The following is a 14934-nucleotide window of genomic DNA, read 5'->3' as shown; positions in this document are numbered from 1 at the left end:
GTCGTCAGAGCATGTGGATGCGCCGGTAGATGGCGGCCGAGCGGCTGGTGAGCAATCCGGTCTCGGCGAGGAACGCGATCAGGTGCCGGGAACTGGTGCGCATCATCGCCTTGCGGTGCTCGTTGGCCCGCACTTCGGCGATCGCCCGCTGGGTGTCGAGCCCGGCGGCCCGGTAGACCCCGGGGTGCACCATGCTGGAGACGATGACGTACGCGCCGACGGCGATGCCGGTGGCCGAGGTGCGGCGGCGGGCGGGGCCGGCGTGGCGCACCCGTTCGCGGATCTCCTGCCGGGCGAACTTCATGTGCCGCGACTCCTCGACGACGTGGATCCGGGAGGTGCCGCGGACGATGTCCAGGACGTTCTCGCCGCGCATCCAGTCACGCTGCATGACGTCGAGCACCTCTTCGGCCACCAGGATGCCGCCGTAGGCGAGTTCACCCTTCGCCAGGGCCTTGAACGCGCGCCCGGCCTGGGCGATGACCTTGTTCGGCCGGTACGCGGGGACGCCCATCTTCTCGCAGGCGCGGGCGAACATGATCGAGTGGCGGCACTCGTCGGCGATCTCGGTGAGCGCGAACTGGAACTCGGCGTTGGCGGGGTTCTTCAGGTACTGATCGCGCAGCACCATCTGCTGGAGGATCATCTCGAACCATATCCCGGTGTTCATGATCGAGCAGACCTCGTGCCGGGTGAGGGTGACCCGCTGGTGCTCGGTCATCTCGTCCCACAGCCGGGTGCCGTAGAGGGTGCTCCACTCCGGGTTGAGGCCGTAGTGGTCGGCTGGAAGCGGTGCGTCCCAGTCGATCTCGGTCGAGGGGTCGTAGGAGAGGGTCGCGGCGGACTCCAGCAGCCGCTTCGAGACGTCGTCGTCGGCCGCGGTGTGGCCGTGCGCACCCACCGCCCGCCCTGCCGCCGCGTTGGTGAGAGCCATGGATGCCTCCAGATGCCTGCCCCTACGGGTGCCCGCTCACCCGCTTATTAGACGGACAGTACAATAAGAGCCCGCCGCCGAGAACCCCTTGCGCAGCACCGGACGGCGCACGACCACAACTCCCGCGCCCCTTCCCGTCCGTGGCCTCCCCCAGCCGCCCCCTCCGCCCCTCTCCGTCCCCCGGATACAGTGAGACGTGATCGCCAACCAGCCCGAGGCGGGTCCGGAGCGCGTCGCCCCCACCGGCGTACGGAACTTCCGCGACGCCGGCGGCGTCGGCTCCCTGCCGCGCGGCGTGCTGTACCGCTCCGCAGCCCTGCACAGCTTGCACGGCCTCGCGGCGGAGGGCGCGGACACGCTGCGGCGCCTCGGCCTGCGGACGGTCGTCGACCTGCGCAGCGACCCGGAGGTGGCGGAGCGCCCGGATGCCGTCGACCTCGTCGACGCCCGGTACCTGCACGCACCGGTCTTCACCGAACGACGCTGGCCTGCCGACCAGTTGGGGCTGTACCCGCTGATGGCCGAGCGCGCCGGCGCGGCGGCAGTGGCCGTCCTGCGCCGACTGCTCGTCGGCGGGGGCGAGGCCGCGCCGGTCCTGGTCCACTGCGCCTCGGGCAAGGACCGCACGGGAGTCGTCGTCGCCGTCCTGCAGACGCTGCTGGGCGCCTCCGAGGCGGAGGTCCTCCAGGACTTCCTGCGCTCGAACGACGAACTGGGCCTGGCCAAACCGCCGCCGGCCGGGGCCGCGCACAACGCCCTGCCCGTACGCGAAGTGCATCTGCGGCGCGCGCTGCTGTCGATCCGGAGTCACCACGGATCGGTGGCGGAGTACCTCCTCGCGCACGGCGCGCAGGCGTCGGAGCTCGCCGAGGCACGGCGGATCCCGGCCTGAACGAGCAGCCGGGCAGGGGCCGTTGATTCCTCCGAACGGGCCCCCGCCCGGTGCTGCGCCGAGCCGTACCGCCCCTGGTTGCGCGCTACGCGGCGCCCAGCGCCTGCCGCAGCGCCTCGGCCGCCTCCGCCGTCGCCTCCCGGAAGCGGCGGCCGATGCCGAGGTAGCTGGCGTAACCGTGGATGAGGTCCGGCTGGCGGCTCAGGCGCACCGTCACCCCGGCCGCTTTCAGCGCCTCGGCGTAGGCCTCGCCCTCGTCCCGCAGCGGGTCGAAGCCCGCGGTGCCGACGTACGTGGGCGGAAGCCCGGACAGGTCGGCGGCGAGCAGGGGCGACAGGCGCGGGTCCGTCCGGTCGGCCGGCGCGGGCGCGTAGCGGTCCAGGAACCAGTCCATGTCCGCGCTGGTCAGGAAGAACCCGTCGGTGAACAGGTCGCGCGAGGGCCGCCGGACGGAGGCGTCGACCGCCGGGTACAGCAGCAACTGGAACACCGGCGCCGGACCGCCCCGCCGCACCGCCGCCTGTGTGGTGACGGCCGCCAGGTTCCCGCCCGCGCTGTCGCCGCCGATCGCGATCCGCTCCGGATCCGCGCCCAGGTCCGCCGCCTTGGCGTACGCGAAGTCGAACGCGGCCAGCGCGTCGTCCGCAGCCGCCGGGAACGCGTGCTCGGGCGCGCGCCGGTACTCCACCGACAGCACCCGCACCTGCGCCCGCTGCGCCAGGAACCGCACCACGTGGTCGTGGCTGGCCCGACTGCCGACCACCCAGCCCCCGCCGTGCAGGTACACCAGCAGCCCGGAACCCGCCGCCAGCCTGCCCGGCGTGTACAGCGTGGCCGCCAACTCGCCGTACTCCTGCGGGATTCCGACGTTCCGGACGGCTACCGGCTGGATCGTCGCCCCGCCCACCAGGTACCGCGCGTGCTCCATCGCCTCCCGCGACGGCCCGACCCCGGCGGGCAGCACCAGGGCGGCCTTCGACAGGCGCTGCAACTTGAGGATCAACTGCGCGTCCAGCGAGAGCACTTGACCGTCCCGCACCACCGGCGCGCCCGCGATCGCCCGCCGCAGCCCCTCCGGCAGCGCGTACGCGCCCCGGACGACGGCGGACTGGATCCGGACAGGGAAGGGAATCGCCATCTCTGCTTGCCTCCTGGAGCCTCACCCGGAGCCCTCGACCGGGGGCTGGGGCCGGGAGCCCATGATGGGCCCGGCCCACCCCGGGCGGAAGCCCCTCTCGACGCCCCCTTCACCCACCCTCGACCACCGACGCCCTCTCCGGCAAGAAATATGTAGACCGGTCTACAGTTTCTCCATCGCCGTTACTTCCACCGCCTCCATCCGCGCAGGAAGTCGACCAGGCCGACTTCCTGCGCGCACCACCCGGGCGGCGGCAAGGAATCAGTAGACCGACCGACATATTCTTCCCGAACACCCCTCCCACTTCCACGCCCCACCCACCCTTGCGCTGTCACCCTTCGGTCGGAGCCGGCGACGGGCCCTCCGCATGGGCGGGCGACGTTCTTCAGGAATCCTTCCGCGCCCGACCGGCCTGACCAGCCCGACCGCTCAGCCTGTCAGCCCCTCGGCCCCTCAGCCCCTCAGCCCGTCAGCCCGTCAGCCCGGCCCGGCTCGTCGGCGAGCGCCGGTCCTCGGCGTCGAACGCCGCCAGGGAGCGCGCTCCGGGCCCGAGGGCGGCTTCCAGCGCGCGCAGGACGTCACCGTCCAATCCCCCCACCGCCTCGGCGAGTTCCTCCGCCACGTCCCGGGTCAGCTCCGCCGCCACGACGTCCTCGGGCGCACGCGGACCGAGCTTGCTGACGGCGGCGGCGGCGCGGGCGGGGGTGAGGAGTGCCGCGGCCTGGACCAGGAGCCAGGCGGGGACCCCGGCCGCGCCCTGCGGCGGCGGCAGGTACGGGCGGGCACCGTCGTAGCGCTCGTCCTCGGCGAAGGCCTGCTGCTTCACCTTCACCACCGGACGCGCGCCGGCCCCCTCGGGACCCGTCTCCCGCCAGGTGCCGGCGGGTTTGAGGACGTAGCCCTCGGCGAGGTTGTCGGCGAGTTCGGGGAGCCCGAGGAGCGCGGGGACCAGGGTGGGAAAGGCGGCCGGCAGTTCCTGGAGCACGGTGAGCGCACCGCGCCCGATCGAGGGGGCGCAGGCGAGGCCGGCGGTGCCCGCGGCGTCACGCAGAGCACGGTCGGAGATCCAGGACCGACCCTCGGCGGTGTCGACGGTGGCGTCGAAGAGCAGCCACTCCAACCCCGGCGCGTACCAGACGCCGGTCTGTACGGGCTCGACTCCGGCGACGGCGGGCACATCGGGGTGCGGGTAGCACCCGCCGGCCAGTTCACCGTAAACAGTCACCACAGCGCCCCCACCTGCGCCCCCGCCCGCGCCCCCGCCCGCCGCCTCGCGCACCGCCGAGGCGAACCGGGCGGCCGCCACCGCCAGCGCCGGCCAGACCCGGCTGACGCCGAAGAAGCCGTCCAGCGCGTCCTCCCCCAGGAGCTCCCGCCGCTTGGCCGGACGAACCGCACCCCCCTCACAGACCACCGCGAAGTGCGCCCCGTGCACCTTCTCCACGGCAACCCACTCCCGGTTCCCGGACGCGGAGAGCCGCCCCCTCGCCGAGATCTTGGGGTACGGCCGCAACGCGGAGCCTTCGAACCTGGTGTCAGCCACACCCGAAATCATCGCCGCGAGCCCCACCCCCGGACAACGGAGTTTCACCCCCCCACACACACAACCCCCGCTACGCGCAGCCCCAACCGTCGCAGAGCGCCCGCGCCGGGACAATCCTTGGAGCAAACGGCAACGTCAGCAGACGAATGCCGCACAAGGTGGCGGATTGACCACGCCCTCCCTACCAACACGGGAATGAGCCGCCCTGGCCGCGCTGGAACCGTTACCCGGGTAGACAGCGCCAACGTAAGGCGATCCAGGAAGTGCGGTAGCCGCCATCGAAACCCGAGGGTCGCTGAGCCCGGGCGAGGTTCAGGGTTCGTGTGTCTACAGCGTCGAGGGGACCGCCAGCAGGCGCCCGGGGTCGGAGGCGCGGCCGATGCGAGCTCCGATGCGCCGCAGGACGGGTGGGGCCGGTGGGGCGTCCAACTCTGCGCAAAGATGGGCGATTTACGCAAGGGCGGGCAGGTGGAGGTGGGGTCGTCCGGGTGGGGGGCGTGGGCGGTGTGGCGGATGCGACCTGGGGTGGAGGGGGTTACGTCGCGGGCAGGACGCGGTGGGGGTGGGGGCGGGCCTAGCGTGGCGGTATGTCGACAACTTCTCGGTGGCGGACTGCTGTGCTGCTCGCCGTGCCCATTGCCGTCCTGCTTTCGCTGGCCGGTCCGCAGGCCGCGCTGGCGGCTTCCCCGACGGCCGGAACGCTCTCGTTGAGTGCGGCTGCGGAGGTACCGCAGGTGCCCGCGCCGACGACGCGACGGGCGATCGGTGCCACGTCCGTCCACTTGGTGGACAAGGCCCGGCACGACCCCTGGCGGGCGGACGCCGCCAGCCGCGAGCTGATGGCCACCCTCTGGTACCCGGCGCAGTCCGCGCGCGGGGAGCACGGGGAGCAACTGCCGTACATCTCGCCAGAGGTGTCGACCGGTCTGTTCGGCACCCCGGCTCTCAGCGAGGTCGGTACGGGGGTGAAGGCCCGTACGGTGCCCGCGCCCGGGCGGCACCCCGTGGTGGTGCTCTCCCCCGGTTACGGCTACAGCCGCACCTCGCTCACCGCCCTCGCCGAGGACCTCGCGGCCCGGGGCTACGTGGTGGCCGCGCTGGACCACACGTACGAGACGGTCGTGCAGTTCCCCGACGGGCGGGTGGAGACCTGCCTGATCTGCGATCAGGTGGACGACCAGCGGGCGGCCGAGGTCACCCGCAGTCGGGCGAAGGACATCAGTTTCCTGATCGACCAGCTGACCGCGCCCGGGCCGGGGCTGGTCCGCGGGTTGCAGGTCGACCGCTCCCGGATCGGCGCGGCCGGCCATTCGATCGGCGGCGCGAGCGCCATCGAGGCGATGAGCGAGGACCGGCGGATCCGCGCCGCCGCCAACCTGGACGGCGACTTCTTCGCGCCGCTGCCGGCCGACGGCCTCGCCCGCCCGGTGCTGCTGCTCGGCGCCCAGCGGCACGCCGGCAGGCCCGCGACGGCCAACTGGGACGAGACCTGGCAGCGCCTGACCGGCTGGAAGCGCTGGCTGGACCTGCCGGAGGCCGGCCACCTGTCGTTCTGCGACATGCACTGGCTGGTGGACTCCCTCGGCGTCCGTGACCAGCTGCCGCCCGACACCACCCCGGAGCAGTACGGCACCATCAAGGGCGACCGCGCGCTCGCCGCCACCCGGGCGTACCTCGGCGCGTTCTTCGACCGGCACCTGCTCAACCGCCCGAGCCGACTGCTGGACGGGCCCTCGACGGCCTTCCCGGAGGTTCGCTTCGCCAAGTAGCAAGTGGCGATTAGCGAGTGGCAAATGGCGGGTGGCAAATGGCGGGTGGCGGGTGGCGGGTGGGCCGCAAACCGCGCAGCGGGCCGGGGCACCCGATCAGGTGATTCGGCCGCCGCAGGGCCGTGACCTGCGGCGAATCGGGGCAGTCCTCCGGCGCAGCCGCCATCCGCGGCGGCTTCCCGGACACTCTGGAGTGACGACATGCGACGGATCAGCAAGGCGCTCGGCGCGGTGGCCCTGGCCGCGATGGTGGCAGTGGCGGTGCCCGGCTCGGCCCAGGCGGCCACCGGTCAGCTCCGGGTCGGCTTCAAGTCCTACAACAACCCCTCGGGTTGCTACGGCAGCGACATCTGGCCCCTCATCGTCGAGAACCGCACCGACAAGCCCGCCCAGGTCTACGACCAGCCGGGCTGCGCGGGGTCCGTCATCGCCGTAGTACCGCCGGGCGAGAGCGGGACGTTCGAATTCGGCGCGAGCGTGAAAATCGACTGACCCTTCCGGACACGCAACGAGGCCGGTCGACCCGACGTGATGTCGGGTCGACCGGCCTCCTCGGTTCGCTCCCGTCGTCACCGGGGCGGCGACAGCATGACGTGTTCATGCGAATGGGCCGATACGCAGGTGGACCGCACGGGAACTGTCTGCGGAGTCCCGCCCCCCACCCAGGAGGTCCCCTCATGAAACGACTGCTCCTCGCCGCCGGCATGGCCACCGCCGTCCTGAGCCTGACCGGTGTCGGCGCCGCCGGCGCGGCCGACGGGGCCGACGGGGGCGTGCACGGCGCCCCGGGCAAGCGGGTCGGTGGAGTGATCCGGTGCGATGAGGTGAGCAGCGAGCCGCCGAACGTGTTCGGCCGCTCCTGCGACAGCACCACCTGGGGCCCGCTGAGCGACTTCGTCGTCATGGACCGGACGACGCGCGCGGCGTACCAGTGTCAGACCGGCTGGGCCGAGGGCTCCCTGTGGGTGAACGGCCAGAACTGCCGCCCCATCCCCGCCTGATCGGCGGTCGGCTCCGGGTGTCGGCGCGATCGACACCCAGTCGCCACTGTGGAACCAGAACGGCCGGTCGGCTGTCGAGTCGACCGACCGTTCTGGTGCGGCGAATCGGCACAATCCTTTGACCAGCAGCGATCCACCCGAGCGCCAGGCCAGCAGCGATCTACCCGAGCCCTGGGCCAGCAGCGATCCACCCCCGCGCCGGATCAGCCGCCCAGGGCGTCCTTCAGCCAGGGGGCGATCACGGCCATCGCCTCGCCGAAGCGCGAGATGGCGCAGTGGCCGGTGTCCGGGATCAGTTCGACCCGGGTGTCCCGGCGGCCCTGGAACACCAGGGTGTCGTCCAGGGGGACGTGGACGTCCTCGCTGCCGTTGACCACCAGCATCGGCCCGTTGGCGTCCTGGTCCAGCAGCGGGCGCAGGTCGAAGGCCGCGAAGGCCGCGTCGAGCTCGGCCCTGCTCGGCGCGGCGTCGAAGCCCAGGGCGTTGCCGACGATGCCGTCCATGCCGAAGGCGAAGCCGCGACCGGGAGCGAAGGAGCGCTCCACCGGGCCGCCGAGCACCACGGAGGCGTCCACCGATCCCGTCAGTCCGGTCCGGGCGGAGTAGTAGCCGCCCATCGAGATGCCGAAGTGGCCGACCTTCCCGTTGCCGGCCGTGCGGGCGAAGGAGACCAGTCCGGCGATCACCTCGGCCCCGCCGTCCGGGGTCATCGGCAGGTGGGCGGTCTCGCCGGTGCCGGGGAGGTCGAACAGCAGCAGCCGCGCCGGCAGGGTGAACGCGAGCTGCTCCCACATGCCGTGCAGGTCGGTCTTCCAGGAGTCCACGCCGCCGCTGGCCAGCACGACCGGCGCGTCGGCGGGCAGGCCGGGGGCGGCCATCAGGTGGATCGGCAGGGTGGCGTCGCCGCCGCGGTACGGGACGGTGAGCGTGCGGCGCTCGAACTCCACCGGGAAGCCGGGGGCGGCGAGGACGTACTGCTCGACCTGGCGGGCGAGCGCGGTGCGCTTCGGCTCGTCGGCGAGCGAGGGGAACTTGGCCCAGCCGTACGCCTGCGCGGCCAGGCGGTGGCGCCCGGCCTCGGCGTGCCGGGCGGCGAGGGCGGACCACTCGTACACCCAGCCGCCGGGCCGGTCGGGCCACATCTCGGTGACGGCGGCGCGGACCGCGTCCACCTCGTCGGCGGGGAGGCCGAGGGTCATCTGCGGGTAGCGCTCGACGAAAAGGTCCTGCGGGTCCAGGGGCCAGGTGAAGGACATAGTGGTGCCTCCTGCTGCGCTTAAAGCCGGGACGCTTGCATTAACGACTATGCGCCCGGGCGGCACCTAATGCAAGCACTCTTGCGTTAATGTGGTGGCCGAGGTGATCAACACATGACCGAAGAAGGGCCGGAGCCGACGTCGGAGCCGGAGCCGACGCCGGATACGATCCGCCGACGCCCGGGCGGCCGTGCCGCGCGCGTCCGCCAGGCCGTCCTGGCCGCCGCCACGGAGGTGCTGGCCGAGGAGGGCATCGACCGGCTCAGCATCGCCGGGGTCGCGGCCCGCGCAGGGGTCAACGAGACCACGGTGTACCGGCGTTGGGGCAGTCGGGAGAAGCTCGTGCTGGACGCCCTGCTCACCGGCAGCAACGAAGGCATCCCCGTCCCCGACACCGGAACCGTCCGCACCGACCTGGCCGCCTTCGCCCGCGCGCTGGCCGGATACCTCGCCACCCCGACCGGCCGGTCCGTCGCCCGGGCGGCCGCACTCAGCTCCGACGACCCCGACCTCGCCGAGGCCTGGCAGACCTTCTGGCAGTCCCGCCTCGACCAGGCCGGCGTCATCGTCAGCCGAGCCGTCGAACGCGGGGAACTCCCGACGGACACCGACACGGCCCTGGCACTGGAACTGCTCTGCGCCCCGCTCCAGACCCGCTGCCTGCTCGGCCACCGCCCGATCGAGCCGGATCTGCCGGAGCGCTTGACGGACATTGTGCTGGACGGCCTGCGGGGAGGAACCAAGGGCTGACCCTCAGCCGCCGGGAGCCGGCCCCGCCGGGGCAGCGCCATCCCCGAGGGCCCCTCGAAACCACGAGGAGGCCCCCCGGGGCCTCCGGACAGCGAAGAGGCCGGTCGATCCGACGTCATGTCGGCTCGACCGGCCTCTTCATGGTCCGACGACCTGTGACTCGTCCGCTGCCGCATGCGGATCGACCCATCGCTGAGCCGTGAGGTCCTGGGCGAGGTCCGGCCCGCGGTGAAGTCGACAGAGCAATCGTCAATCTCCAACGGCAGTGGATACGGCGGTTCGAGCGTGGCGCCCCACAGTCCCGTACGCGGCGGTACGGCGGATGTCCAGGTCGGCAGGCGTGCCCCAAGTGAGGCCCTCAGCAGGAGCCGGGTGGCGGTTCGGCGGTGCCGCAGCGACCGTGGCTCACACAAGGCATCAAGGCCCGGGACAGACAGGGTTCAATCCTGTGAGGTCAGCAAGTCGAATGCGCCTCGGATGATGGCCTGGCCTTTCAGCGCCATGGCGACCTTGTCAGGGGCTGTACCGGCGTCCGAGACCATCAGGCTGGTGACCAGAGTGCGGTCGTCGCTCGTGTGTGCCAGGTAGTTCAGCGTGATGACGCCGGGTTCGCTGCCGCCTTTGTACCAGACGGTCGGGAATCGGGACGGGGCCAGATTCAGTCCGTCGTCGTTAAGGGTGAGTGCGTGCTCGATCTCGGGCTGGTCGAACCGCCACAGCGCCGCGTAGGCGTTGCAGATGTCGATCGGTGAGGCGAACCATTCGATCTGGTCGATCTTCCTCGGCTGGGGCCAGGTCTCGCGAACGTCGGGCAGGGGGAGTCGTTCAAGCTCCCGCAGCGCGGCGGAGCGGTGGTGTTCGGGCAGTGCCAGGTACTCGTCCGCGCGGGCCGGGTACTGGTTGGCCTTGAGTTGGAAGAACGCCTTGGTGGTCAGGCACGGAATGTTCGCTCGGGGCTGCTGGTGGCCGAACAGGTCCATTTGGTGCGCCACCGCGTCATGGCCGAGCCGGTGGATGAGGTGGTCGGTCGCGGTGTTGTCGCTGAGGGAGATCATGCAGTCGGCGGACTCGGCCATCGTGACCGCGGTGCCGGCCGGGTAGTCCTGCAGTCGGCCCGAGGGCAGGCTCTTGTGGTCATCGCGGATGACCAGCGATTCGTCCCAGGACGCTCGCTGTTCGCTGACGGCCTGCGCGAGCGCGCCCAGCACATACAGTTTGAACGCCGAGCCGATCGGCCGCTGGGTGTCGGCGCGTACACCGTGCACCAGCTCGCAGCGCCCATCCGGGCCGATCCGCGATGCGGCGAACGACACGCGGGCTCCCAACTCGGCCAGCATGTCGTCGACTTGGGTCCACGACGAGAGCGGCGCCTCGTCGGGAGTGAGGCTCACATCATTCACCAGGCCCGAGGGAGCCACACACACCCGTAGAAGGTAGTCGCCGTCACGGCCGCTGACCGCCGCCTGCACGTGATCCCGACCCGACTCGACGATCTTGTTCAGGGTGAGCGGACCCAGTTGGTGCAGCACTGCGTTGAAAGCGTTCGGACCGCCGCTGGCAGCCAGGAGTGGCGCAGCTATGTGGTCGTGGATCTCGGTGTCCGTCATCGGCACCCGGGCCGAGGCGTCCACAAGCCAGCCCACCTGGGCCTGGGCGGTCGGCGGTGGCGCGTCCGTACCGGGATTTTCGATCATTTTTGCCCCCTCCGCAGGGTAAGAGCCGAGGGAGGCGGTCCCGCTCTCGGCGATCGATTCAACTCTGCTGCTGCGAACCATACTTGTTCACGCGAGACCACGGGTTCCGGGAACCTGCTGGTGGATGGTCCCCACCGCGTCGACGTCGAATACAAGCCCCTGGCCGCCGGGCCGGTGCATCGCCAGGCCGGGCCGGGTTGCCGCCGATGTTGCCAATGTCGCCGATGTCGCCGATGTTGCCGATCTTCAAACCAGCCCGCTGTCCGCGAGTGTCACACGCTTGTCGTCCCACCCCGATCACCCGGTGACGCCGTCGATTCCCTGCGCTGGGTGGTTCTTCCGGAAACGCTCCCTTCGACAGCGCCCCCTCCGACAAGGTCCCCTCCCGGGAATTCGCCGACCGCGCTGTCCTGCGCAGCAGAGGGTTATCTGATCTTCGTCAGCGTCGATGTCGCGGGGAAGGACGTGGCGGCCCGGAGGTTCACCGTCTTCAACGTGTCGCCGATGAGCGTCCACTGGAAAGCGATCGAGGACATCACCTACCCCGGCAGGCTCCGCGACGACCTCCAGCGATTCGGCCGCGACCCCCTTCCGCTTCGCCCGGCCCCTGTCACCGCTCACCTGCCAACACCCGTCCCTCACCGGCCCAGGCACGTCGGCCTCACGGTTGGACGGCCGCCCGAAGACCCGGACGCAGCAGGGGAATGGGCGTTCGGTCGATGCCGCTGCGTCATCCGGGTGGACGGCGGGCGGTGTTCGGATCTCGGTGTGCCGCGGCGCGGGCTCCCTGGAGGTAGGGATGGTCTGCGCTGCCGGGTGGCAGCGGTTCGAAGAACCATGAACGGAGTGCTGGCCACAGATGATCAGGAAGCGCAAGGAACGGACCGGTGGCATGATCGCGCTGCCGCAGGCACCCGCCGTCTGCCCCGCAGGCGGGCTGTCGAAGAACGGACAGCGGGGGTGGGTGCGGGTCGGTGCCGCGCTGTCGCTGGGCGGCGTGCTGACCGCCGGGGCGATCGCGCCGACGCCCGCCCAGGCGACACCCCGGCAGAACCAGCAGGTCACCGACTTCTCGACGCCGGGTGACAGCTCGTACGTGATCACGCCGAACGTCACCTCCCTGCAGATCGAGGCATGGGGCGCGGGTGGCGGCGGCGCGGGCGGCGGCGGCGGGGCCGGTGGCGGCGGAGGAGGAGGCGGGGGTGGTACCGGCCTGTCCATCACCACCCGCACCGACGGCGGCGACGGGGGCCGCGGCGGCAATGCCGGGGGCGGCGGCGGGGGTGGGGCCGGCGGGGGCGGCGCCTACACCAAGTGCGTGTTCCCGCTGGACGAGACCCAGCCCCTCACCGTGACGGTGCACGTCGGATCCGGGCGGGTCGCCGCACGTGACGGCGCCGGCGGCCCCGGTGGGACGGGAGGCACCGGGGGGACAGAGGGAACCAACAACCTCGGCGTCAACGGCGGCAACGGCACTACCGGCGCCGGCGGCACGCAAGGCGTCTTCGGCGGGGACGGCGGCGAGTCACGCGTGTTCTTCCGGGGAGGTGTTCCGCCTCACACCCTGGAACTGGCGTTCGCCGGCCCTGGCGGCGGCGGCCACCAGGGCACCGGAGGGCGGCCCGGCGGCGCGGGCGGCGGCGGCGGTGGAGGCAGCATCCTGACCAGTTCGAACGGCACACCCGGCGCGAGCGGCGCCAACGGCAACGGTGGGACGGGCGGGACGGGCGGAGCACCCGCCACCCGGCCGGGAGCAGTGTGCCCCGAGGGTTCCGCGACGACGTTCTTCGGCGGCACCGCCGGTGGCGGCGGCACGGACGGCACGGGCGGAAACAACAGGGTGACAACCGGCGCGGGCGGGCCGGGCAGCACGGCCGGCGGGGTGCCGACCGGCCCCGCCGCTCCGGTACCGGGAGTCGGTATCGGCGGTAACGGCGGCACCGGCGGGACCGGCACCACCGGTGGATCAGCAGGTGCCGGTGGAACCTCCGGCATCGACCCCACAAAGGGTGGCGCCGCCGCGGCCGCCGGTGCGGGCGTGGCAGGCGCGGCGGGCGGCAACGGCTTCGTCAGGATCACCGCGATCCTGAGCTAGGACCGCGACAGGCCCACCGGTCCCGCACCGCGACGATCGCGCCGCGATGCGGACCCGGTTCCGGCACCCCGGGGTGGGGGGGGGGGGGGGGGGGGGGGGGGGGGGGGGGGGGCCGCCGCAGGACCACCACCCACAAAGCTGCGGGGATCCCCCCCCCCCCCCCCACCCCCCCCCTCCCCCCCCCCCCCCCCCCCCCCCCCCCCCCCCCCCCCCACCCGCGCACCAGGCCCCCGGGCGGGAGATGTCTTTCAATTCAGCAACCCTCGGCCCGCACACGGAACCTTTCGCGCACAACCCGCTCCCGAGGACGCGTCCGCCAGCCCGCGCTGTCGCTCACTCACGAACTCGGCCACGCCGCAGAGCGTGGGGGCAGGCGCACCGGGACGGCAGGCATCCGCTCGTGCCACCAACGGCCCAAACCCCATGACCCGCGTCCCCTGTATGGCCGGGGGCGCGTACCCGCGCCCCGGCCGGCTCGTTGAAACGCAGGTGAGCACAGCACTGCCGCCAGCGGGCCGTCACCGCCCCGCGCCGGCACCCGGCCGGTACGACGCGACCGGGAAGTCGATCACCGCCGGCGCACAGCCTGCGGCCGAAACGGCCCTGGCCCCGTCCTGCGAACCGATCTACGCGGAGCTGGCCGCCGCGTGGCGGGCGATGGACAGGACGGTGCCCGGCCAGCCCGACCCGCTCTGGGACACCCTGGTGGCGAGCGGTACGGGACGACACTCACGGGGGTGGTATCCACGTCCGTCGGCAGCGTGACCTGCGAGGCCACTACGGCTTGACGCGGGTTGTGCGTGCACGGTGCCCTGGCCGCGGCAGTGCCGTTCCCGGGTCGTGCGGTCGAAAGACCCCTGCTGACGACGCGTGATCGAGCCGGTCTCGTCAGAGGAGCTCAACAGGGCTGGTGACCGTGGTGGGGGTGTAACCGGCTCCCTGGATCTTGACTGAGGCGGTTCCCGCCCCGACCACCCAGCTACCGGTGCCCCCGTTCGGGTTCACGGAGATGACCACCGTCTTCGGCTGACCGGTGCAGGTGTACTTGGTGGCGAAGTTGGAACCAGTTGCGCCGCTCGGCTGCGTCAACGAGGCCACGATGCGCAGCTTCCCCACCGACACCGAGCAGTTGTAGGTGAACCCCACGCCGGCAGCGTTCCCCACATAAGTGACGAGGGGAAAGATATCGATGGTGACCGGGAACGGGGTCGCGGCCGCGGCCTGAGCCGTGGGAGCGCAGAGTCCCGCGAAAGCGAGGGCGCCAGCCATCAAACCGGTGGCAGTCTTCAGCGATCCCATAGTGATCTCCATCTCTGTGCATGCTTCCTGGAGTCTCACGCTAGGACTCGGCCAGACACAGCTGCCCGCCGAACTGCTCCATTCGGCCTTGATCCCCTGGGCGTTGAAGCTGAGAGGTCGCGCAGCCTGCCGGCCACCGCCGGCCACCCCGACACGCACCTCGGGGCCGCCACGCTGATGATCCTGCACCACGGCGCGACGAACCGCAGCCGTTTCACCGCGCCCCAGGCCGTGCGTAGCGCACTGTCCGCGGCGGTGGCCCACGTGCTGGAGCAGGCCGCTCCGGGAGCCGCTGCGCCCTGACAGGGGTGGTGCGGGGTGGCTGTGGCGGCGTGGTCCGGTGTTCGTCGCGGGTGGTGGTGCGGCCCGGGAACCTGGGGTTCCCGGGCCGCGTGTTCCGTCGGCATCCGGCATCCGGCATCCGGTGTTCGGCCGTGGGTCGTCCTGGCCGGTGCCGTGTTCCGGGCTTACTGACATTTGCTCTTTGGGGTGATGGATCTGCCGTTTTACTGACGGACGGTCACCTGTCGGCGTAGACCGTCTCGCATGCGATATGCGGATGG

12 protein-coding genes are annotated in these 14934 nt (G+C 72.0%); 6 read left to right on the top strand and 6 right to left on the bottom strand.

Annotated elements, in window-relative coordinates:
• Window positions 1-4: 4 nt before the first annotated feature.
• Window positions 5-934, bottom strand: coding sequence for an AurF N-oxygenase family protein (locus AC07AL_RS17695; protein WP_363618774.1), 930 nt, complete (start codon window positions 932-934; stop codon window positions 5-7).
• A gap of 196 nt (window positions 935-1130) precedes the next feature.
• On the opposite strand from AC07AL_RS17695, the gene AC07AL_RS17690 reads away from it, so the two are divergent.
• Window positions 1131-1826 (top strand): tyrosine-protein phosphatase, encoded by a 696-nt coding sequence (locus tag AC07AL_RS17690; protein WP_478317771.1) that lies wholly within the window; start codon window positions 1131-1133, stop codon window positions 1824-1826.
• An 85-nt stretch (window positions 1827-1911) separates the two neighbouring features.
• On the opposite strand, the gene AC07AL_RS17685 is transcribed toward AC07AL_RS17690, so the two are convergent.
• Window positions 1912-2964 carry an alpha/beta hydrolase gene (locus tag AC07AL_RS17685; RefSeq protein WP_363580318.1) on the bottom strand — a complete coding sequence of 351 codons (1053 nt, stop codon included), beginning with the start codon at window positions 2962-2964 and terminating at the stop codon, window positions 1912-1914.
• Window positions 2965-3433: 469 nt separating this feature from the next.
• On the bottom strand, window positions 3434-4507 hold the full coding sequence (locus tag AC07AL_RS17680; protein ID WP_478317770.1) for an RNA ligase family protein: 1074 nt from the start codon (window positions 4505-4507) through the stop codon (window positions 3434-3436).
• A gap of 587 nt (window positions 4508-5094) precedes the next feature.
• Between AC07AL_RS17680 and AC07AL_RS17675 the strand changes: the two genes are divergently transcribed.
• From AC07AL_RS17675 to AC07AL_RS17665, 3 genes are all read left to right on the top strand, one after another.
• Window positions 5095-6276, top strand: coding sequence for an alpha/beta hydrolase family protein (locus tag AC07AL_RS17675; RefSeq protein WP_478317769.1), 1182 nt, complete (start codon window positions 5095-5097; stop codon window positions 6274-6276).
• A 201-nt stretch (window positions 6277-6477) separates the two neighbouring features.
• Complete coding sequence (locus tag AC07AL_RS17670; RefSeq protein WP_478317768.1) at window positions 6478-6768, top strand: hypothetical protein; 291 nt, start codon at window positions 6478-6480, stop codon at window positions 6766-6768.
• 185 nt (window positions 6769-6953) lie between these two features.
• A complete protein-coding gene (locus AC07AL_RS17665) occupies window positions 6954-7277 on the top strand; it encodes a hypothetical protein (protein ID WP_363589160.1) in 324 nt (107 codons plus the stop codon).
• 203 nt (window positions 7278-7480) lie between these two features.
• Here AC07AL_RS17665 and AC07AL_RS17660 read toward each other — a convergent pair whose 3' ends face one another.
• Entirely contained in the window at window positions 7481-8533 is a 1053-nt protein-coding gene (locus tag AC07AL_RS17660) for an alpha/beta hydrolase (RefSeq protein ID WP_400807369.1), read from the bottom strand.
• Between the two features lie 114 nt (window positions 8534-8647).
• On the opposite strand from AC07AL_RS17660, the gene AC07AL_RS17655 reads away from it, so the two are divergent.
• Window positions 8648-9283: a TetR/AcrR family transcriptional regulator gene (locus AC07AL_RS17655; protein ID WP_400807367.1), complete on the top strand. Its 636-nt coding sequence runs from the start codon at window positions 8648-8650 to the stop codon at window positions 9281-9283.
• A 440-nt stretch (window positions 9284-9723) separates the two neighbouring features.
• On the opposite strand, the gene AC07AL_RS17650 is transcribed toward AC07AL_RS17655, so the two are convergent.
• The gene (locus tag AC07AL_RS17650; protein ID WP_400807364.1) at window positions 9724-10977 is read right to left on the bottom strand and encodes a serine hydrolase; all 1254 of its coding nucleotides are present in this window, start codon (window positions 10975-10977) and stop codon (window positions 9724-9726) included.
• 859 nt (window positions 10978-11836) lie between these two features.
• Here AC07AL_RS17650 and AC07AL_RS17645 point away from each other — a divergent pair.
• Complete coding sequence (locus tag AC07AL_RS17645; protein WP_363589152.1) at window positions 11837-13072, top strand: hypothetical protein; 1236 nt, start codon at window positions 11837-11839, stop codon at window positions 13070-13072.
• A gap of 888 nt (window positions 13073-13960) precedes the next feature.
• Here the strand turns inward: AC07AL_RS17645 and AC07AL_RS17640 are convergent.
• The gene (locus tag AC07AL_RS17640) at window positions 13961-14383 is read right to left on the bottom strand and encodes a hypothetical protein (protein WP_400807360.1); all 423 of its coding nucleotides are present in this window, start codon (window positions 14381-14383) and stop codon (window positions 13961-13963) included.
• Window positions 14384-14934: the final 551 nt, after the last annotated feature.

The sequence above is a fragment of the Kitasatospora sp. NPDC043949 genome (assembly GCF_056435365.1).
This window is presented reverse-complemented; position numbering and strand designations above follow the sequence as displayed.